Consider the following 20,793-nt stretch of genomic DNA (forward strand, 5'->3'; position numbering starts at 1 on the left):
TTTTAAAATGAATCCAAATAGAGAAGATGAAAGTAAAAGTAAAAAGAAAAAAGCAGTTCTATAAGCCGGATTCTGTTTTCGGCAAGCCGAATTTTGTCATTTATCTGGGAATGGTTTCACAACCAAACTCTATCAGCCTACCCACTGACTTGCTAACTATGAGTTATGCTTAGGCGAACAGCCCTCGGAAGTCAGCTTATTTGGCTTTTCAGCGTATGAGGTTTGTTCAAATTGTATGTTACCACACAATCTCGCAGGCTCTTACCCTGCATTTTCACCCTTACCCAATGAATAAACTCAGGGCGGTTATTTTCTGTAACACTGGCTGTATTTTTGTAATTACTCACAAAAACCCTTCCTGTTAGGAAGCATACTGTTCTGTGCTGCCCGGACTTTCCTCTCCGCAATAAGCGGAACGACAAAAAGAACTGCTTGGTACCCGAGGCGGGACTTGAACCCGCACAACCGATAAAGGTCACAGGATTTTAAGTCCTGCGTGTCTACCATTCCACCACTCGGGCAATTGGATTTTTGTATTTGAACAAAAAATCCCGACTAAGCGGGATTTCGAGCGAGAAACGAGGTTCGAACTCGCGACCTCAACCTTGGCAAGGTTGCGCTCTACCAACTGAGCTATTCTCGCTTATAAATTTTTATTTTAAAGAACGGTTGCTTGCAATTTGGGATTATTTATCTTCTAGGATAATCCCTGATTCCCCTTTGTAAGGAGATTTTATATATACAATCTTTTGAAGATTAGTAATGTTAATAGTACGCAATTTTGCTCTGCTAAAATTTCTTCTTGCTTTTCTTTTTATAACTGTTATCGCCATCTCTTTGAAATTTTGAGGTGCAAAGGTAATGCTTTTTATTTTGTTTGCAAGTGTATAATTAGGTTTTTTTAATTTCTTCTTATGAAGTGATGTCAACCTGTTTTAGGACTAGACAGACCTTAGACGCACCCGAAGGCGCAGGGAAAACAAGGGCGGCTTTCCAGTTTCTTGGTGCTATGGCGGAAAGCGGCTACAACTGCCTGTTTATTTCTTTGGAGGAACATAAGGACAGTGATTTGTTCATTAAAAAGCGTGATGAATACTTGTCAAAGAAAGCGCAACAATACATAGAATGTGTGAGTGAATTACCGCAGGGGTATGATACCCTTGTAAACCTTGCTCCTTATTTTGACTGCATATTCATTGACGGTTGGGGCAAGGTGGCAGGCGGTCAGGGGAAACTGGATTTTTTCCGTAAAAGTCAGGACGGGAAGTTTATGTTTATCATTTATCAGCGCACAGTTAAAGGCAGCATGAGAGGAGGAAGCGACAGCGCATTTGACGGAGATTTGATTTGCAAGGCGCACAAAGACGCTGACTATAAAAATAACTACCTGTATTGGAGTAAAAACAGGTATAATTCTAACATGAAGTATCGCTACCTGATACATGAGGAGGTCTGTATCAGCCAGTAAGAGGGACTACTCCTTCACAAACCTTGCCTGCCACACCTGCTCCTGTGTTTGGATTTGAAGCAGGTAAACACCTTGTGGCAAGGCTGAAACAGGGATTGCATTACCCTCATAAACACCTTTTGTTACTTCTGCTCCTACAACGTTCAAAATTCTGTATGCTGAATGTAGGGGGATTTCCTGTAAAAAGAGTTCGGTTTGGGCGGGATTGGGGTAGATTTTAAGGGGTATTGAAATAATATGTTCTACACTAATAACCCTTGACCGAATTGTATCCTCATTACAAGCGTCCTCAACGTCAATCGGATAATGTGTAGGGTTATTTAAGTAAATAGGGGTGTTGTCTTTACAAGCGGATACCAGCCCTTGCCAACCAGTTCGTCTGACCAAAAGTTCAAAGTAAACTAAGCCCCTGTTTGAACCAATCCCTTTTACAGTATAATCTAACTTGATATTATTGAACTCATTGTGAGGGTCTATAACAGACCAATAGAATGTCTCTCTTGAAATCCCGTCTAAATACGTTATATCTACAATAGTGTCTAAAATCAAGCCATAATACAATCCGCTTAACGTATCAGAAACAAACATTGTATCGCCAATATCCAGCGTAAAGTCATAAATAAGCAGGTCATTTATTTCAAATGAATCGTTATTGTTGTTTGTCAAAAAACCAGAAAGATAAACTTTGTCATTAAAAACCCGCAACTTGTATGTGAGCGAATCATAACCCCAAAAGGGTTTATACGGGGTTCTTTCAACAGTATAATACTCCCCCATATCTCCAATCGAATCAATCCTCAACAATTCTTTGCAATAAGTACCAAAGTCCAAACCAGGCGTGAGTGAATAAGCATCTTGATATACAAAATAATAAGTACTATCTTCAAAGAAAGTTTGTGCTTTTGCGGGCTTGCCAATCAACAGCACCAAACTAACGCTCAATAATAATCTTATGTGTTTCATAGTGAAAACTGTTTTGTTGTTGCAAATATAAGAAATAAACACCTGCGGACAGGTCTTGGACAGGAATAGATGTTAAGGCTTCTTCTGAATGATAAACAGTTTTGCCCAATATATCCGTTAGCTGAACAGTCCAGTAAGAGGGCATATTTTCGGGGTACTGAATTTTGATTTCGGAATTTACGGGATTGGGATAGACAAGGCATAGCGATACAGAGGGCTTAACAGTTGCTACGTTATCCGTAGCATCGCAGCCCGGTGTTAGACACCCCTTGCTGTCTAACCTCAACAAGGCTGTTTTCTGCCAAAGTTCTCCGCCACTAAACTCCCCAAAACGGTTTAGGTATTCTCCTGTAAGTATAAATCCATTGTCAGGTGTTTGTACAAAGTTAAATACCTGCATACCCTTGTCCCCTGTATCATCAGGAACTAAATCATATTCTCTGTACCACACGGGATTGGCTTCAAGGTCGGTTTTCAGCAAAGCAGGTATTCGTTTCCAGTAATTCGGTTCAGGGTATAGTATATAACGATACCCCACCCAAACTATATGCCCGTCTTCTGTCAGTTGTACATCGCAAAAATATATGTCCTGAGCATTTTTGAACCTTGGGTCGTCTGTTGTCTGAGGTATCATTCTCCATTCCAAAAACTGCCTGATGTTTTTCCTCCACAGCACCTGACCCGTTTCATACTCTATCTCTGCAAACCAAACAGTTGTGTTTTCATTAATCTTTGCCCCGACCACAGGTCCCGATTGGGCATAGGAATGGTCAGACCAACTGCATAGAATGTTCCCGTCAGGCTTCTGTACCATCTGAAAAAATGAAGTATTAAAGCTGTCATTGTTATTGGGTCTGCACGTCCATAGAATATTACCGTTGGTATCCATTTTTACTACATCGTTCTGATAACAACGGGGTGTTGAGGCAAAACACCACATATCAACCGTTGATAAGAATACATTGCCTATATCTTGATTGTCTGCATATACTCCTTCTATATGTGTCTGATAAGTTAGGGTGTTAATCTGCTGCCTGACTAAACTCACCTCGTCTTCTCCTTTTAGTTTAACAAGATTAAAGTTATTTATGCCATTTAGGGGGCTAATGTACATATGCCATACAGTAATAGCATATCGGATTCCGTTAATTTCTATATAGTTTAATACATGAGTAGTAAAAGTGTCCACGCCCAGGTAATGACCTGTTTTCTGAAAGGGATTGACATTAAATATTCCTGACTGCCATTTGCCTGTTTCCCCCACTGACCTATCGCCATAGCTGAACCCGACTTGCAAATTACCAAAAGAATCTATCAAAGCAGTACGAGAGGACAACCCGTTATTAACCGTAGAATCACCTGTTATCCGGGTTATATCTAAGGTATCTGTTTTAAATAACTGCCCTGAATAAAGCGAATGATAATTGACGTGTATGTAAGTTTTCCATACATATTCTCCTACTCCTGCTGTTACTGTAATAACAGTATCTTTATGAAGAAGAATAGTACCACGCCCACTATAACCATTGCTTACAGTAAACCATGTAGTATGCTGTCCGTAAGCAATGGTTGTTGCCAAGAGCAGGATTAAGGCAAATCCCTTTCGCTTTAACATGAGTGCCTTATTTATTGATAACAAGTTTCATGTACATTCTTTCCTGCTCGCCTGTTTCTATCTGAATAAAGTAAGTACCCTCTGCCCACGCGCTTGTGTTCAGGGTAAGAGAACTTTCTTTTTTCCATACCCTTTGGGCGATTAGCTTTCCGTTTATGTCATACACCTTTACATCGGAAGACTGAAACCCTTTTTTCCATTGCAGGGTTACTTCGTCTGAGGTAGGGTTAGGGTAAAGCAATACGGCTGATTTTTCAGTTTCTGAGTCAATTTCTTCAATAAGGGTACTCAGTTGTTCCTCATCAAGAATGAGTTCATACCCCTCCTCAGGGAAAAGGTAAACATCTGCAACATAAGGTTCTCCCGGTGTAGGGTAGTCTGTATTGGTATAGACAAAATATCCCGGGTGATTAACTGTTGTAGTTACAGCATCTCCTTCTACCAGTTCTATCACAATACTATAGGAACCGTCAGGTAAATTCGGTAATACCTCTGACATAAATTTGACACGAAGCATTGTGTCGTTTTGCCCAAACCCTGTTACTGAACAAAAGAATAACAAGGCTACCATCATAATGGATTTTCCTAAGTAATTTTTTTTCATGACTTTGCTTTTTTTATTGAATGATAGTTTTAGTTTTGCTTCCGCTTGACAAAGCTACAAAACAACATTTTGACAAACCAAGAAAAAAGTAAATTGTTTCTATCTTGCTTATTATCAATCTGTTACTGTTATGCTTAACTTTGTTTTTAGTGTGATTTTTGCTGTAAATTAGACCAAAATGTCCACTAATCCCCCGCCAGTAAAAAGACACAGCATATCAAATAGGCAAGAGTGTCTATTTTGGTGGAAAACACCTGTTAGGCTCTGAAAATTGCTAATTAAGTCGTAAAAACGCAGATTTTTGTCCTGTGTCTGAAAAAAACTGTGATTTTTCCTCCCCAATTCCCCTTTTTGTCTGTCAGCACACTTTTTGTGTGCTGACAGGGTTTAAGCACACAAAAAGTGTGCTGAATTAAATAACTGATAACCAAGCCTATACAGCGCAAAAAACACGCACAGCACACAAGCACACTTTTTTTCAAAGTTTTTTGACACAGTAAAAGGTAGCAGGTTTCTTCTGCACCCAACCCAATCCCTTGTCTGCTCTTGCTTTCCACCCCAAATCTTTCATTTTCCTTAAAACCTTACCCTGTCTTTAACTTCTTATAACGTTATGTATTTCCCTACATTTTCCATACTTCCTTACAGGCGGTAAATTTCTCTGATTAACCTTTGCCCGAACGCTTTGCAGAAAAGCGACATTTTTATTTGTCTGTAAACTAAGTATCTAAGTATCCTGTACCTTTGAAACATCAGAAACCGCACAAGCCCGACAGCAACAAGAGCGAAAGACTGGAAAATAAACAGGACAGTATTCCCCCTGATGAGTTCTTTCACCGACTTGCTATACTCACTTGCAAGGTTTGGGAAAACAGGAAAAGAAAAGCAGCAAATAAAAATAAAGACGAATGACAAAGGTAATTACCTATGTACGGGTATCCACCGATGAACAGGCGCAACACGGATACAGCCTGCGCGACCAACAGGACAAACTCAATACTTATTGTAATCTGAAAGGCTACAAAATCATGCACAGGTTTTCAGAGGACTATTCCGCAAAGACCTTTAACCGCCCCACTTTTAATGCCCTGCTTTCTTTCTTGAAACAAAACAAAGGACAGGTAAACAAACTCGTCTTTCTGAAATGGGACAGGTTCAGCCGTAACTCCATAGAAGCCCTGATGACCATACAGAAGTTAGGCAATTTGGGTGTTCTTTGCGAAGGCATAGAGCAACCTTTGGATATGGACGTACCCGAAAACAAGCTGCTGCAAATGATATACCTCGCCACCCCCGAAATAGAAAACGACCGCAGAGGCATGAACACTGCCAACGGAATAAGAAGAGCCTTAAAAGAAGGCAGGTACTGCAACGTAGCCCCCTTCGGATACAAATACAGCCGCGATGAAAAAAACAAACCTATCCTGATACCTAACGGACACAAAGCGGAATTAGTCAAAGAAGCGTTTGAACAGTTTTGCACAGGCTTATACTCAAAAGAGCAAATCCGTAAGAAACTTACTCCCAAAGGCATGACCCTTTCACGGAGCAGGTTCGCCACCCTGTTTGACAACCTTATTTATACAGGTAAGATTACAGTCCCCGCCCATAAGAACGAACCTGAACAGATAGTATAGGGAGTACATCAGGCACTCATCAGCGACAGCCTCTTTCAGAAAGCGCAGGTTCTTTCAGGCAAGGTTAAAGCCATTCAGTCCAAGCCCAAGACGGCAAGAGAAGAACTGCCGCTAAGAGGTTATCTTGTGTGTCCTGATTGCGGGGGCAACCTGACAGGGAGCGCATCAAGAAGCAAAACAGGCAGCCGATTTTTTTACTACCATTGCAGACTGGGCTGCAAGCACAGGGTTTCAGCACCGCTTGTCAATCAATGTTTTGAGGAGTGGCTCGATGAAATATCCATTAACCCCCAATACGTAGAAACCTACCTTAAATCCGTTGAGCGTATCATCGGTATAGACAAGACTTCCCGCAGGGGAGGCATAATCAAAATCAACAGCCACATAGAGCAGGTAAAAGCCTCCCTTTTAAAGACAGATATGTTGTTGGTAGAGGGAAAAATAGAAATGGTCTCGTATCAGCGACTAAAAGACACCTACAAAGAAGAACTGGCATTACTGGAAGTTCAGAAGTCGGATTTTGAGATAACAAATACCGATACGCTTTCTCAAATGGAGGTAGCATTTGAGGTCATGGCAAACCTGCGTAAACTGTGGCAGGACTTGGATTTGGAGGATAAAGGAATGTTTCTTAGTTCGATTTTTCCAAAAAAACTGCTATTTGAGAAAAACAAGTGTCGAACTATTGACGGCAGTTCTGCTATTTCTGATTTTCTGTTGATTACTAACGAGTTACAAGCCGATAAAACAAAAAAAGTCGCCAATTTTGACGACCTGTCCTGTTCAGTAGCCTCGACAGGAATCGAACCTGTATCAAAAGTTTAGGAAACTTCTATTCTATCCATTGAACTACGAGGCCCAAAAGGGTTGCAAAACTAAGAATTTTAAAATGATACAACCTTAAAAAAGTTATTTCACTTTTGCTCCTCCTTTGAATGTCTTTTCAGGGCGCATAAAAGAGAGTTTGCCATCTTCTTCCGCCATGAGAATCATCCCTTTAGATTCAATCCCTTTGATTTTTCTGGGAGCTAAGTTTGCTATGATTAATACAGTATTACCTATTGCTTGTGCAGGTGTGTAATGTGCTGCGATACCACTGACAATGGTACGCTTCTCATATCCCAAATCAATTTCTAACTTCAATAATTTATCAGTATTTGGAACCACTTCTGCATGGGTAATAACAGCAGTACGTAAATCCATTTTTTGAAACTCATCAAAACTAATTTCTGTCTGCGTGTCTTCGACTTTTGTTTGTGCAATATTTTGTTGAGCTGATTTTTGAAGCTTAACTAACTGTTTTTCAATTTCGGAATCTTCAATTTTTTGAAACAATAAATCGGCTTGCTTTATTAAGTGACCTTCCGAAAAAAGGAGTTCAGCATTCCAATCTGAAAGAGCAGAAGTCGGCAAGTTGAGTAATTGCCATATTTTATTACTGGTTTTAGGTAAATACGCATACAACACCCTCCCTAAGTGGGCAGTAATTAATAAACATGCAGCTAAGTCTTGTTTTACTTGAATGGGGTCTGTTTTAATCTTTTTCCATGGTTCTTGAGCGGTGATAAACCGATTGCCAAAGCGAGCAAGTTCCATCGCTGCATTTAACCCTTGTCTAAAACGATAAGATTCGGTGTGTTCCTTTGTTTTAGTATAAGCTGTTTCAATCTCTTTGTGTAATTCCGGATTGATTTCGGATGTATTTAAAATTGGCGCGACACCGTCATAGTATTTATGAATTAAAGTAATGACTCTATTTACAAAATTGCCGAGTATAGCCACTAATTCATTGTTGACCCTTGATTGGTAATCTTTCCATGTAAATTCACTGTCAGAAGTTTCGGGAGCAATGGATGTCAGTACATAGCGCAATTCATCTTGTTTGTGTGGAAAATCCTCTAAATATTCATGCAGCCATACTGCCCAATTACGAGAAGTAGAAATTTTATTGCCCTCTAAGTTTAAAAATTCATTTGCCGGAACATTCTCAGGTAAAATATAATCACCGTGTGCGGCTAACATGGCGGGGAAAATCAAGCAATGAAAAACAATATTATCCTTTCCGATAAATTGTATAAGAGCCGTATCTTCCTTTTGCCAAAAATCTTCCCAAGATTCAGGCAGAATCTCTTTGGTTGCTGAAATATATCCAATAGGGGCATCAAACCAGACATAAAGCACTTTGCCATCTGCTTCTGCAAGCGGTACCTTTATGCCCCAGTCCAAGTCCCTTGTCATAGCACGAGCTTGCAACCCTTCTTTTAGCCACGAACTACACTGCCCGTAAACATTTGGTTTCCAATAATCTTTTTTACTTTGAATATATTCTTCTAAGGTATGTTGGAATTTTTCTAAGGGCAAGTACCAATTCTTGGTTTTCTTTAAACTTGGTTTTTTACCTGTAAGAGTTGATACCGGGTTAATTAAGTCGGTTGGATTGAGTGATGTGCCGCATTTTTCACATTGGTCGCCATAGGCTTCTGTAAAACCACATTTTGGGCAGGTTCCTTTAATGTATCTGTCTGCTAAAAATTGTTTAGCTTCTTCATCATAATATTGTTCTGATTCTTTTTCTTCAAAAATCCCTTTTTGATACAAAGTCAGAAAAAAGTCTTGTGCTGTTTTGTGGTGTATTGGCTTGCTGGTACGGGAATAGATGTCAAATATAATCCCGAAGTCTTCAAAAGCTTTTTTTATTTGAGCATTGTAAAAATCCACAATTTCTTGTGGTTTTTTCCCTTCTTTCCTTGCTCGCATTGTGATAGCCATTCCATGTTCATCGCTGCCGCAAATAAATTTTACTTCTTTGCCCTGTGACTTAAGAAAGCGAACGTAAATATCGGCCGGAAGATAGCATCCTGCAATATGTCCAATATGGAGAGGTCCGTTTGCATAAGGAAGAGCAGATGTAACCAGAAATCGCTGGGTGTTTTCTTTATTCTTCATCTTCAAAGTCGCTCAAGAACTCGTTTTCAATTTCTTCAAAGTAAATATAATCAATGGCTTCATCAACAGTAGGTACACAGACTAAACCTAATGACTCCAATTTTTGAGAAAGATTGTCTTTGAGGTTGCATAGTATAATAAAACCGGCACGTTCTTGATTTTTATCTCTTAAAAATTTAATTCTGAATGCCTCTTCGTCAGAGATTTGCTCAATATTTTCGCAATCAATCACCAAATTAGGTTTGACGGTTTGGATTTTTTCAATTTCTTCAATTAAGCCACCCTTTTCTCTGAGTTCAAATTTAGGAGTGGTCATTTTAACATAAATATAATTATCCCTGATTTCGCTGATATGTGCCATATTTGAATGTTTGTTAGGGTTAGCAAATTACGGATATAATTGCAGAACATACAAACTATTTCACAAGGCTCTAAAGACTTTATGAAATAAAGAAAAGAACAGAGAGTGCTACGTGTCGCTCTCTGTTCTTATATGATGGAATTCTTGTTATTTAGCAGATACAGCGTTGCTATGAACTTCAGCCAAATAGCGTTCTGCATCAAGGGCTGCCATACAGCCGCTACCCGCAGCAGTAACAGCTTGACGATAGTGTTTGTCTTGTGCGTCTCCGGCTGCAAATACTCCGGGGATGTTGGTTTTGGATGTGCCGGGAATGGTTTTGATATATCCCTGTTCGTCTAAATCAATCCAAGGTTTAAAAATATCAGTATTTGGAGTATGTCCGATTGCAACAAAGAAACCACTGATTGATAATTCACGGGTTGAGTTGTCAATTCTGTTTCTCACTCTAACTGCTTCCACTGCATCTTTTCCCAATATTTCATCAGTTTCAGTTTGTAACAATACTTCGATATTAGGCATTGATTTTACCCTGTGTTGCATTGCTTTGCTGGCTCTAAGTTCAGAACGAACAATCATATATACCTTTTTGCAAAATTTGGCAAGGTAAGTAGCCTCTTCTGCTGCTGTATCACCACCACCCACTATGGCTACATCATTGCCTTTGTGAAAAAATCCGTCACATACCGCACAAGCAGACACACCGTTTCCGTTTAGTCGCTGTTCAGAAGGAAGACCAAGCCATTTTGCAGATGCTCCCGTTGAAATGATAACCGTATCACAGTGAATTTCAGTCTTTTCATCTACCCATACTTTATGAATAGGACCACTAAAATCAACTTTGGTAACTATTCCGTAGCGTACATCGGTTCCGAGCCTTTCTGCCTGTTTTTTGAACTGGTTCATCATTTCAGGACCCATGACTCCATCAGGATATCCGGGGAAATTTTCTACTTCTGTTGTGATTGTAAGTTGTCCACCTGGTTGCAATCCTTCGTACAAAACCGGTTTTAAATCAGCACGTGCTGCATAAATTGCTGCTGTATATCCCGCAGGTCCGGATCCGATAATCAAACATTCTACTTTTTCTGCCATATTTTGCTGTTTTTTTGACTTGCAAAGATACAAAAAAACAAGCCTGTTAGAGCGGTTGTTTATCTCTGAAAAGTAGATACTCGTAGTGAAATTATCATGACTTGCGACCCTTATGTAATTTACTTCAACTTGCCTACATTTTTAATGTAGGGAGTATAGCAAAAGCACTCTTTTTGCCGGTAATGTACTAAACTTGGTCAGACTCATGCGGTATCAGCAACCTTATCAAGCACAATAGCCTTTGTTATATGATGCTTTATAGTGACTAACTTAGTATTTTCATTGAATAAGTATAGCAAAGTAAAGGCGAGATATTTGAATTTTTATTCGATAAAATCGTTTGTAGGCTGAGGGAGTATGACTACTTTTGCATTGATGAATATACGTGCTGTCTTATTATCATTTTTCTTTATAGCACTTCTCTTTATTCCTACCGTATATTCATTTAGCAATTCATTGACAGCAATGATTTCTGTTAGCCAACAGATTGAAGAAGAAAACCACAATCATATTTCCATTGATATAGTGGATGAACTATATTATGATACTAATAGATTTGCAGATATAGGAAGTTTAAGATCAGAGAAACTTCATTATCAATATTTAGCACATTACGAGAATATAGTCCAAGAGACTTTATTCCCACCTCCCGAACATAGTTTAATTTAATACAAATCACTTGTAAGATGCACTCATTGTGCGTTACGATTGATTAAAACCGGTTTTTATATTGAATGGCACTGCATGTCATTTCAGTACTTAGTCGAATGTTATTCAAATTAAATTATGCTTAAAAAAACAAATATATTAAAAAACTTAAAATATGATTTTGCTTCAGGGCTGGTAGTGTTCTTAGTTGCATTACCATTATGCCTTGGCATTGCAATGGCTTCGGGCGCGCCATTGTTTTCAGGAATTATAGCAGGGATAATTGGAGGAGTTGTTGTGGGATTTATTTCAAACTCCCATATAAGCGTTTCGGGTCCTGCTGCAGGACTTACAGCAATTGTGCTTTCTGCAATCATGTCGCTTGGTTCATTTCAGGTTTTCTTGACGGCATTGTTCCTTGCCGGACTCATTCAGTTAGCTTTGGGATTTATGAAAGCCGGAACTATCTCAAATTATTTTCCCAACAATGTGATTATGGGTATGTTAGCAGGGATAGGAATCATTATTTTTTTAAAACAAATTCCAATTGCATTGGGAGCCGATGTAGAGGTGGGCAGCGGATTTGCTATCTTTTCAGATATTGCTGCTTCTTTTACTCAAATAAAGCCGGGAGTGCTCATTATATCTTTAGTGTCATTAGCAATTATATTAGTATGGGACAATGTGTCATATCTAAACAAGTATAAACTAATGCCTAGTGCGTTAGTTGCTGTAGTGATAGGAACAATATTGAATGAGTTATTTATTGCTATGGGAAGTTCTTTAGCCATTACTTCACCAAATTATTTAGTTAACTTACCGGAGGTAAATAGTTTCAAAGATTTTAAGGAGATATTTATCTTTCCAGATTTCTTGGATCTTTCACATGGATTTAACTTTTCAAGTTTTACCAATAAAGAAGTTTGGACGATTGCGGTAACAATTGCTGTCATAGCCTCCATAGAAACTTTATTATGTATTGAGGCATCTGACCGTATGGATCCTCAAAAAAGACTTACTGATACTGATTTGGAATTAAAGGCACAAGGGATAGGAAATGTCATCAGTGCATTGTTGGGAGGTTTGCCGATGACCTCTGTCGTAGTTCGTTCAACTGCCAATGTGAATGCGGGTGCAAAATCTAAGATGTCAGCCATTATTCACGGTTTACTTCTACTCATCAGTGTCATTTCTATACCGTTTTTGTTAAATAAAATACCATTAGCAGTATTAGCATCTGTATTGTTAGTCATTGGATATAAGTTGGCAAAACCGGCTGTTTTTAAGCAGTTATTTAAAAGAGGGAAATATCAATTCAATCCCTTTGTTGTTACTGTTGTAGTTGTAGTGTTTGCCGATTTGCTCACCGGAGTTGCATTGGGTATGTTGCTAAGTATTTTTGCCATTCTAAGAGGAAATATGAAAAGAGCATATTACTTCCGCAAAGAAGAATACAAAGACGGGGATATTATTCATATTCACTTGGCTCAAGAGGTATCTTTTTTAAACAAAGCAGCCATCCTTTTTACTTTAGATGCAATTCCCAATAATTCAAAAGTTATTATCAATGCGTCCGATACAGTATATATTGCACATGATATTTTGGATAGTATCAGAGAGTATCAAGATATACGATCACCTCTCAAAAATGTTGATGTAACACTGATTGGATTTAAAGATGTTTATGATTTGAAAAATACGGAAACCAATGTGCGCAATGTGTCAATTGAACACGACTTAGTTATCAAGTATAGAGGTAAACACAAAACTTCCGGTCAGGTAGTAAAAGAGTTAAGATCCAATAACAATCGTAAACAAATAGGTAGTGTAAATTAAATCAATTTATTTTGAACAGCTCTTATGGCACCCTTTCAAAATTGTATGCAGTAGTTTAAAAAATAGAGGTATTTACTCCAACAAATAGATGTTTTGGAGCCAAGAAGAGTGTTCTGAAAAGAAATTCATTAGAAAAATATTATGACGAAATTATTAAATAAATTAAAAGAGAACAATAGGAAATGGGTGGAAAGTGCTCTTGCTGCAGATCCCGATTTTTTTGCTAAACTTAAAGATGCGCAATCGCCTGAAATTTTATGGATAGGATGTTCTGACAGTAGAGTACCGGCCAATGAAATAATAGGTGCCTTGCCGGGTGAGGTTTTTGTTCATAGAAACATCGCCAACATGGTTATACATTCTGATATGAATATGTTAAGCGTTTTGGATTATGCTGTCAATGTACTCAAAGTAAAACATGTAATTGTTTGTGGACATTATGGTTGCGGAGGGATTAAAGCAGCAATGGGATCTTCTCCTGTCGGACTAATTGATAATTGGATTCGCCATATCAAGGATAGTTATAGGTTCAATAAAGATGAAATTGAAGCGATTAAAGATGAGAAAGTTAAGTTTGATAAGTTTGTGGAACTAAACACGATTCAACAAGCCTTGAATTTAGCTGTAACCTCTATCGTACAACATGCTTGGAACAGAGGACAAGAAGTATCTGTTCATGGTTGGGTCTATGGGTTGGACTCCGGTCTTATTAAGGATTTAGGTGTTACTTTTAGTTCACAAAAAGATATTATGAAAAGTGAGATATATAAATTGAACTTTGGCAAGTTATGAGTTAGGGATTGGTTGTGAAATCTTTTATCCCGCTGTTATCCTGCATAGACTGTAGCTTTAAAGACTTCATTCATTTTTTATCAGTCTTAAAAATCAAAAAATCCGGGTTTTCAAAAACTTGATTTGATGACAATACAGAGCTTTTCAAGTTGGGTGCAACGTGTTTGTCTATTACAATAAATCTGCATCCTTGTGCTATAATAGTGTTGAGAAATACACTGTCGTATAACTGTTCGTTTGTGCAATTCCAGCCTTTTCTGTGTGCAAGATATATCAACTGAGGATTACCGTTACTGTTCATAACAATCAAGTCTTCTTTGGATGAAACCTTGTCCATAATTTGCTCTATACTCATCTTGTATTGCTCAGTTGGCTTCACAAATAAATCATGTTGTTGGTTAGCAATGCCTTCTACTACTCCTGCGGTCAACACTATGGAATAGAGCCATTTGGAGCGCAGAAGTGATATTCCATAGCCTGCAACTAACGCCATTACAGGAACAAACGGAATGATATAATAGCTGTGATGATAAAAAAAGAATCCTGATTTGAAGATATACAACAGAAAAATAAACAGCATCAAAGTAAAAATCACAATCAGTTTCTTTTCTTGTTTTACAAACATCATAACAAAGCCGGCCGCGAAAACTGCCAATGTGGTATAGCTTAGAAAGGAATTGATGAAAAAGTTCTCAAATACTTTGTCTAAATGTCCGGCAATTTCTAAAAACCCTGCGTGTATTGATTTTCCTGAGTTATACCAATTTCCATATTTACTTGAAAGCATATAATTCCACTTAAAATACCAGAGATATGTCAATACCAAAGTAGGGATGGTGGCTAAAGTAAGCATGATTCTCTGTTTTGAAGCAATCCGTTTATTGAGCATATATGGAATGAGCAAAATAAAATAAATGCCTGCTGGAATTTTGGATAGAACCGCCAATGCACACAAAACAGCAAAGAGCAACAGTTGATAAAAACGATTTATAGTCATGTATTTTAAACCATAAAACAGCCCGATAAACATGATGGAAATACAATAGGTGTCAGGCATCATTTTTCTGGAGTACATAAACCAAATAGAAGCACCGAGAAATAAAGTGGATGCAAAGGCTACTTTATCCTTAAAACCGGCAAGCAAGATTAGTTTATAAAAAAAGAGTAAACCTAATGAAGACACTACAAGGTTAATAAGTCTGCCGTACCAATGAGTATATCCAAATAATTTTGCTATACCAAAATAGAGATAGTTCATGGAAGGGAATTCCATGCCTATAATACCAGTTTTCCCTTGATTGTCATCAATGCGAGGATACAGAATGTTGTCATCCACCTCAACAAAGTTTCTTGATACCATCAAACCCGTAATCTGTCGCCAATTCTGCCCTATGTCTAAGGGCGGGTTTGTGATTCCGATTAGCCTGACAAGGAACAATACGAATATCCAAAACTCAATACGTTTAAAGACGTTGTTCATGAAAAGATACGTGCAATATAAGTTCATTTCTGCTGAACATACAATAGAATATTGCTTTAGGCTCACGCTTACATTTTCCTTGTTTTTATAAAATCTGGTTACATTTGTAGCACAGTATTGAAATTCCAAAGAATGAAAAAAGTTACACTGTTAATCTGTCTGTTTTTCTACATTTTCCGGGGATTAGGACAATCGCTCAGTTCTGTGAATGTTCTAGGAAATCGCTTTGTAGCAGACAATAGCACTCATTTATACAAGACACAAGACTCCAAATTCCTTGTCTTTGGTGCTTCTGCAAATTTGGGTGTAATTTATGCAGACTTTGTACAAGGTGCTACCAAGCAACTCTTCTTCCATTCTAATAATCCGGACTTGCCAATCAGTGAATTGCAAGGAGCAGGAGGTGTTGCAGAAGATGATACGACTTTTGTTGTGATAGGGCAATTTGAATATCCTGATGAAAATGCACAATTAGTGGTAGTAAAGGCTACCGAAAGCGGAACGGTGTTGTGGGCAAACAAACTGGCTTCTGCTACAAATGATTTTGCAGACAAGATAATCAAATGCCAAAATGGTGATTATTTAATTTCTCTGTTTGTGGACAGAAGAGCAGACAATTTTGGAAATCAAATTGCAGGCAGTGCTGTTTTAAGAATAGATAAAGATGGAAATCTGTTATGGTATGCGAATGTTGACCAAAGGGCAGAAGCGAACTCACAAGTATTGTCTTTACATGAATTAACAAGTGGCAATATTGTGGTTGTACAAAATTTCTCAGAGCAACTTGCACTTATCAAGTTCAACGCTGATGGAGATAGTCTAAACAGTGTGCTTTCTTCGGATTCACTTTTCCCAACAGCCGCTGCATTGATGCCTGATGGACAAGGTTTATTTGTTACCACTGCTACAACTGCTTTACTTTCTATTGATACATCCTTTAGTGTCAATGCTTTTGTTAAATACAATCATACCAATATCAACGAGTTCTCTTCTGTGCTGAGCGTCAACGACAGTACTTTAGCAATTGGAGGAAAATACCTCAATGAAGTCTGTATTTTGAATGTTAACAATACTTCTTTGTCAGTCAGGAATTTGTATCACCATAGTTTTTTCCCTTATGCAGGTGCAGACCTTCAGGGTATGTTTGTGCTTGAAGACACTTTTTACAGCTTGTTATCCAATGGTTTTGCACTGAGTCGTCATGATGCAGACTTGGGACATGATTGTTTTGATAAGGTTACAGGCAACTTGGTGAGTACTGTTCCTCAATCTCACCCCTCTTTTGGTTTGGGAACCCAATATGAAAGCTCTCATCCTACCTTTGGTCAGCTTTTGGGTATTTATACCAATATGAAACAAGATATACAACCCAGCGCAAACTGTTTGAACTATGATTTGAGCATTCGTACAGAGTATTTGCGATATGAAAATAGTTGTAGAAATATTTTACTCAAATACTATGTGTTCAATCACGGAATTGCACCTATTACAAGTTTTGATATCACTACTTATTTTTCTGATACGACAATCACTAAAAGCTATACACTTTCAAATCCAATTACAGGGAAAACCGGTGTGTATATTGATTATGGAGAATATTATATCGACCCCGGAGATTATAGGTTGAGCTATATAGTGTCTAAACCTAATGGGATGACCGATGAATATTCTTACAATGACTCTTTTTATACTGACTATAAAACCATCCCCAATGTAACCATTGGTATAAATGCTTATGACAGTATTTGTACTAATGCCCTCAATGTGTTTACAACCACTGGTCCCGAGGGTACTTTCTCTTTGCTTCGCAATAACAATATTATTTTGCAAGGTGTAACACATACTTATAGTACAACTGCGGGTGGAGGTTTGTATCAATTTATGTATGTAAATGCCAAAGGATGTCAATTCTATTCCGACAGTTTTTTTGTAAAAGAACTTGCATTGCCTCCTACACCTTCGTTGACAACGAGTCATGACACATTGTTCACAGATGGTGTTCCCTCGCTCTATTGGTATTTTAATAATAATCTGCTGGATTCATTCTCGGCATTTTTCCTTTATCGAGGCACAGGCAATTACAAAGTTGTATCAATCAATCAGTCGGGATGTGCAGCACAAAATGAGTTATTAGATTTAGTGTTGAACACTCAGTTTAACACAGTTCCTGCACCTTTTTATTTTGCAAATAACACATTGTTTTGGCAAAGCAAATCGGATGCAACCGTTGCCCTTTATAGCTTGGATGGCAGAAAATTAGAAGAGTTTAATATTTATGCACAAACACCGAGAGTTACCATACAAAAACCTGTTGGAGTATATTTTCTTGTAATACAATCGGAGAGAAGTTGGTTTACTACAAAGATTTTAGTACAAGAATAACATGAATTGGATACTTATCATCATAGCCGGTTTGTTTGAAGTCGGTTTTGCATCTTGCTTAGGAAAAGCAAAAGAAACTACCGGTATGGAGTCTTTTTGGTGGCACACCGGATTTGTTGTGTCACTTACTATCAGTATGGTGCTATTGGTCAAAGCTACTCAAACATTGCCTATCGGTACAGCGTATGCGGTATGGACAGGTATTGGTGCAGTAGGAACGGTATTGGTCGGGATTTTTGTATTTGATGAACCCACCGACTTTTGGCGATTGTTTTTCTTAGTAACCCTGATAGCTTCTTTAATTGGTTTGAAAATAGTCTCGCACTGAGTATCACAAAACCTCTACATTTGTTGCGCTGATGGCACATCAAAATAAAGACAACTTAGTAATTTATGGCATTCATCCTGTTGAGGAAGCATTAGAAAACCCGGACAATGTCGAGAAGGTTTTTGTGAAAGATGACATTTCCGGACAGGGAATCAAAGAGTTGATTAAAAAAAGTAGAGGATTAAAAATCCCGTGCTTTATTGTCCCTGCTCAAAAACTTGATAGAATAGCCGGAACTCGTAACCATCAAGGTGTGGTAGCCTATATTAGCCCTGTATCTTATGGAGATATAGAAAATTTAATTCCATCAATTATTGAGCAAGGTATTGCACCTAAGATTATGGTTTTGGATAGTGTAACAGATGTTAGAAATTTTGGCGCCATTGCCAGAACTGCCCTTTTCTTAGGGTTTCATGCTTTGGTTATTCCTGCAAGAGGTAATGCAAGATTCAATGACGAAGCGGTAAAAGCATCTGCCGGTGCGCTTTTAAAAATACCCGTTTGTAGAACTCATGTACTCAAACAAGCTGTGTTTTTTATGAAACATTCCGGTTTGAGAATAATTGGAGCCTCAGAAAAAGGAGATAAATTAGCATGGCAATCAGACTTGAGTGCTCCGGTCGCATTGGTAATGGGGGCAGAGGATGAGGGGATTTCTAGCTCCATTCTTAAACTTTGTGATGAACTTGTGCAAATACCAAGGTCGGGTGATTTGGACAGTTTAAATGTCTCTGTTGCTGCCGGAATTTTAGCATACGAAGTATTCAAACAATCTCAATAAATGCAGCAGTCTCCTTTAGTATCGGTGCTCATGCCTGTTTACAATGGGGAAAGGTTTGTTGCTGAAGCCATACAATCTGTGCTCAATCAAACATATCAGAATTTTGAGTTGATGGTTTGTAATGATGGCTCAAATGACGATACTGATAGAGTGATTCAGTCTTTCGTTGACAAGCGTATCCAAACCTTGAATCATTCTCAAAGATTAGGTATTCCTGCTACTCGCAATGAATTACTGAACAAAGCCAAAGGCGAATTTGTGGCTTGGCTTGATGCGGATGATTTTTCTTTGCCTCAACGGTTGCAAAAACAAGTTGAGTTTCTTTCTCACAATGCTGAATTTAGTGCGTGTTTCACGGATGTTAAAATTGTAGATAAGAAAAGCAGTAAGTATATTCAACTGCCCAATCAACCACTTTTGTTTAAGAACTTGTTGTTCTATAAACAGCCATTCTTTTTTAGCTCTTGTATGGCAAGAAGATACGCAGATATCGGCTTTGCCCCCAATTTAAAAAGAACTCAGGATTTTGGTTATATATGGGAACTTGCGCATAAAGGAAGTTTGGGAATTGTGCAACAAACATTAACCGTTCATAAATTGATTGACTCGGATGCCAAGCCTGATTTTGCTAATGGAGAAATTGAGAGTATAGATACCCAAGTAAAAAAGTTGGAAGATATAGGGGTGCAATTTGATAAGGTTCAAGTTGTGGCTCTGAATAAATTTTTAAGAGATATAAGAGCCTGTAATAAGAATGAAGCCAATCTTGCACTTGCTTTAATGCAAAAAGTATATCTGTCCAATGAACTTTTAAAACAAGGATTGAATAAGCAATACCTCAAAGCAATTTATGTATATTATGTGTTGAAGTCGGTGTATTTCCATTCAATAGGGCATCTCTTTAAGCTCAGGTTCGCACCCCTCCAATTAATCATAACATTGATAAGAATGAGGATGTAACAGACTCTTAAAAGGTTTTTTACGTTCACAATTCATATTAGTAAAATGCAACAGTCTCAATATATTTGCCACACTTAAAGATGCATAATTTCTTAAAATCACTTTGTTTGTTATTGTTGTTTTCTTTTGGGGTTCATTCTCTAATATATTCTCAAACACCCGGAGGAAAATCACGCGCACAACAAAAACGATTTACGCAAGAACCGCATTTGCCGGTAGTACAATTAGAGTTCAACTATGCCTACTTTCAACCGTTTGGATTATTAAATCAACGATATGGGTATTTCAGCGGATTTGGTGCAGGAGTAAGTTATCGTTGGGAAAATAAATGGATGGTGGGCTATAATTTTAGTGCAATTTGGGGTGGTGGTGTAAAAGAGAATACAGCTCTGGACTCTATTATAGGTCCTTCGGGAAGTTTGATTGACAACAATGGAAATCTTGCGATTGTCAGACTCTTTTCAAGAGGGTATCATACTGATGCTTATGTGGGCTATTTACTTACCACCAAGAAGAAGAACCCAAACTCAGGTTTCGTTTTTAAAGCAGGTTTTGGATACTTGGAGCATAAAATCAAATACCATCATACCATCAATATAATGCCTCAGTTACAAGATGGAATGTACAAGGGTTATGATAGACTTACCAGTGGGGTTATGCTCACGCAGTTTATAGGATACCAATACAGCTCTTATCTTAAACGGGTTCATTTTTGGGGAGGTTTTGAGTTGACGGAAGGGTTTACCAAGAATCGCAGAAAATTCAATTATGACACCCGGCAATTTGACACCAAACTTCGAATTGATAATATGATTGCATTTAGAATTGGTTTTATGATTCCAATGTTTCAATACGGAAAAGGAGAAAAAGAGGGGTCAGAGATATATTTTGATTAAC

At 38.1% G+C, this 20,793-nt stretch carries 18 protein-coding genes, 3 tRNA genes and 1 other RNA gene; 10 read left to right on the forward strand and 12 right to left on the reverse strand.

The features are described 5' to 3' along the window. Window positions 1–45 precede the first annotated feature (45 nt). From rnpB to M0R38_00745, 4 genes are all read right to left on the reverse strand, one after another. An RNA gene (rnpB, locus tag M0R38_00730) (RNase P RNA component class A) lies at window positions 46–435 on the reverse strand. Then, a tRNA-Leu gene (locus M0R38_00735) sits at window positions 434–521 on the reverse strand. The genes rnpB and M0R38_00735 overlap by 2 nt, the downstream gene beginning before the upstream one ends. Before the next feature lie 49 nt (window positions 522–570). Next, window positions 571–643, reverse strand: a tRNA-Gly gene (locus tag M0R38_00740). A gap of 43 nt (window positions 644–686) precedes the next feature. After that, a complete protein-coding gene (locus tag M0R38_00745; GenBank protein ID MCK9480272.1) occupies window positions 687–929 on the reverse strand; it encodes a hypothetical protein in 243 nt (80 codons plus the stop codon). On the opposite strand from M0R38_00745, the gene M0R38_00750 reads away from it, so the two are divergent. Continuing rightward, window positions 923–1,468 carry a hypothetical protein gene (locus M0R38_00750; protein ID MCK9480273.1) on the forward strand — a complete coding sequence of 182 codons (546 nt, stop codon included), beginning with the start codon at window positions 923–925 and terminating at the stop codon, window positions 1,466–1,468. The genes M0R38_00745 and M0R38_00750 overlap by 7 nt on opposite strands. 6 nt (window positions 1,469–1,474) lie before the next feature. Here the strand turns inward: M0R38_00750 and M0R38_00755 are convergent, their stop codons facing one another. The 3 genes from M0R38_00755 to M0R38_00765 are packed head-to-tail and all read right to left on the reverse strand — an operon-like array spanning window position 1,475 to window position 4,650. After that, a complete protein-coding gene (locus tag M0R38_00755) occupies window positions 1,475–2,431 on the reverse strand; it encodes a T9SS type A sorting domain-containing protein (protein ID MCK9480274.1) in 957 nt (318 codons plus the stop codon). After that, window positions 2,400–4,046 (reverse strand): T9SS type A sorting domain-containing protein, encoded by a 1,647-nt coding sequence (locus M0R38_00760; protein ID MCK9480275.1) that lies wholly within the window; start codon window positions 4,044–4,046, stop codon window positions 2,400–2,402. Before M0R38_00760 ends, M0R38_00755 begins: the two co-directional genes overlap by 32 nt. Window positions 4,047–4,053: 7 nt before the next feature. Then, window positions 4,054–4,650: a T9SS type A sorting domain-containing protein gene (locus M0R38_00765; GenBank protein MCK9480276.1), complete on the reverse strand. Its 597-nt coding sequence runs from the start codon at window positions 4,648–4,650 to the stop codon at window positions 4,054–4,056. A gap of 908 nt (window positions 4,651–5,558) precedes the next feature. Here M0R38_00765 and M0R38_00770 point away from each other — a divergent pair. Further along, on the forward strand, window positions 5,559–6,287 hold the full coding sequence (locus M0R38_00770) for a recombinase family protein (GenBank protein ID MCK9480277.1): 729 nt from the start codon (window positions 5,559–5,561) through the stop codon (window positions 6,285–6,287). A 787-nt stretch (window positions 6,288–7,074) separates the two neighbouring features. Here the strand turns inward: M0R38_00770 and M0R38_00775 are convergent. The 4 genes from M0R38_00775 to trxB all read right to left on the reverse strand — a co-directional run bounded on the left by M0R38_00775 (window position 7,075) and on the right by trxB (window position 10,689). Then, window positions 7,075–7,146: transfer RNA gene (locus M0R38_00775), tRNA-Arg, on the reverse strand. A gap of 50 nt (window positions 7,147–7,196) precedes the next feature. Next, on the reverse strand, window positions 7,197–9,233 hold the full coding sequence (metG, locus tag M0R38_00780; GenBank protein ID MCK9480278.1) for a methionine--tRNA ligase: 2,037 nt from the start codon (window positions 9,231–9,233) through the stop codon (window positions 7,197–7,199). Continuing rightward, complete coding sequence (locus M0R38_00785) at window positions 9,223–9,594, reverse strand: hypothetical protein (protein ID MCK9480279.1); 372 nt, start codon at window positions 9,592–9,594, stop codon at window positions 9,223–9,225. Before M0R38_00785 ends, metG begins: the two co-directional genes overlap by 11 nt. A 147-nt stretch (window positions 9,595–9,741) precedes the next feature. Continuing rightward, window positions 9,742–10,689 carry a thioredoxin-disulfide reductase gene (gene trxB / locus M0R38_00790; protein ID MCK9480280.1) on the reverse strand — a complete coding sequence of 316 codons (948 nt, stop codon included), beginning with the start codon at window positions 10,687–10,689 and terminating at the stop codon, window positions 9,742–9,744. A gap of 357 nt (window positions 10,690–11,046) precedes the next feature. Here trxB and M0R38_00795 point away from each other — a divergent pair, with 357 nt between their 5' ends. From M0R38_00795 to M0R38_00805, 3 genes are all read left to right on the forward strand, one after another. Beyond that, complete coding sequence (locus M0R38_00795; protein ID MCK9480281.1) at window positions 11,047–11,358, forward strand: hypothetical protein; 312 nt, start codon at window positions 11,047–11,049, stop codon at window positions 11,356–11,358. A 117-nt stretch (window positions 11,359–11,475) separates the two neighbouring features. After that, a complete protein-coding gene (locus M0R38_00800; GenBank protein ID MCK9480282.1) occupies window positions 11,476–13,173 on the forward strand; it encodes a SulP family inorganic anion transporter in 1,698 nt (565 codons plus the stop codon). A 141-nt stretch (window positions 13,174–13,314) separates the two neighbouring features. After that, window positions 13,315–13,965, forward strand: a complete 651-nt coding sequence (locus M0R38_00805) for a carbonic anhydrase (protein MCK9480283.1) — start codon at window positions 13,315–13,317, stop codon at window positions 13,963–13,965. Between the two features lie 70 nt (window positions 13,966–14,035). Here the strand turns inward: M0R38_00805 and M0R38_00810 are convergent, their stop codons facing one another. Further along, a complete protein-coding gene (locus M0R38_00810; GenBank protein ID MCK9480284.1) occupies window positions 14,036–15,445 on the reverse strand; it encodes a glycosyltransferase family 39 protein in 1,410 nt (469 codons plus the stop codon). Window positions 15,446–15,577: 132 nt separating this feature from the next. Between M0R38_00810 and M0R38_00815 the strand changes: the two genes are divergently transcribed. The 5 genes from M0R38_00815 to M0R38_00835 all read left to right on the forward strand — a co-directional run bounded on the left by M0R38_00815 (window position 15,578) and on the right by M0R38_00835 (window position 20,792). Beyond that, window positions 15,578–17,827: a T9SS type A sorting domain-containing protein gene (locus tag M0R38_00815; protein MCK9480285.1), complete on the forward strand. Its 2,250-nt coding sequence runs from the start codon at window positions 15,578–15,580 to the stop codon at window positions 17,825–17,827. Between the two features lies 1 nt (window position 17,828). Then, entirely contained in the window at window positions 17,829–18,155 is a 327-nt protein-coding gene (locus tag M0R38_00820; protein ID MCK9480286.1) for a multidrug efflux SMR transporter, read from the forward strand. Window positions 18,156–18,186: 31 nt separating this feature from the next. After that, window positions 18,187–18,936, forward strand: a complete 750-nt coding sequence (gene rlmB, locus M0R38_00825) for a 23S rRNA (guanosine(2251)-2'-O)-methyltransferase RlmB (GenBank protein MCK9480287.1) — start codon at window positions 18,187–18,189, stop codon at window positions 18,934–18,936. Next, on the forward strand, window positions 18,937–19,896 hold the full coding sequence (locus M0R38_00830) for a glycosyltransferase (protein MCK9480288.1): 960 nt from the start codon (window positions 18,937–18,939) through the stop codon (window positions 19,894–19,896). A 107-nt stretch (window positions 19,897–20,003) separates the two neighbouring features. Further along, window positions 20,004–20,792 (forward strand): hypothetical protein, encoded by a 789-nt coding sequence (locus tag M0R38_00835; GenBank protein ID MCK9480289.1) that lies wholly within the window; start codon window positions 20,004–20,006, stop codon window positions 20,790–20,792. The last annotated feature ends 1 nt before the right edge of the window (window position 20,793 follow it).

The sequence above is a fragment of the Bacteroidia bacterium genome (genome assembly GCA_023228875.1).
GTDB lineage: Bacteria > Bacteroidota > Bacteroidia > NS11-12g > UBA955 > JALOAG01.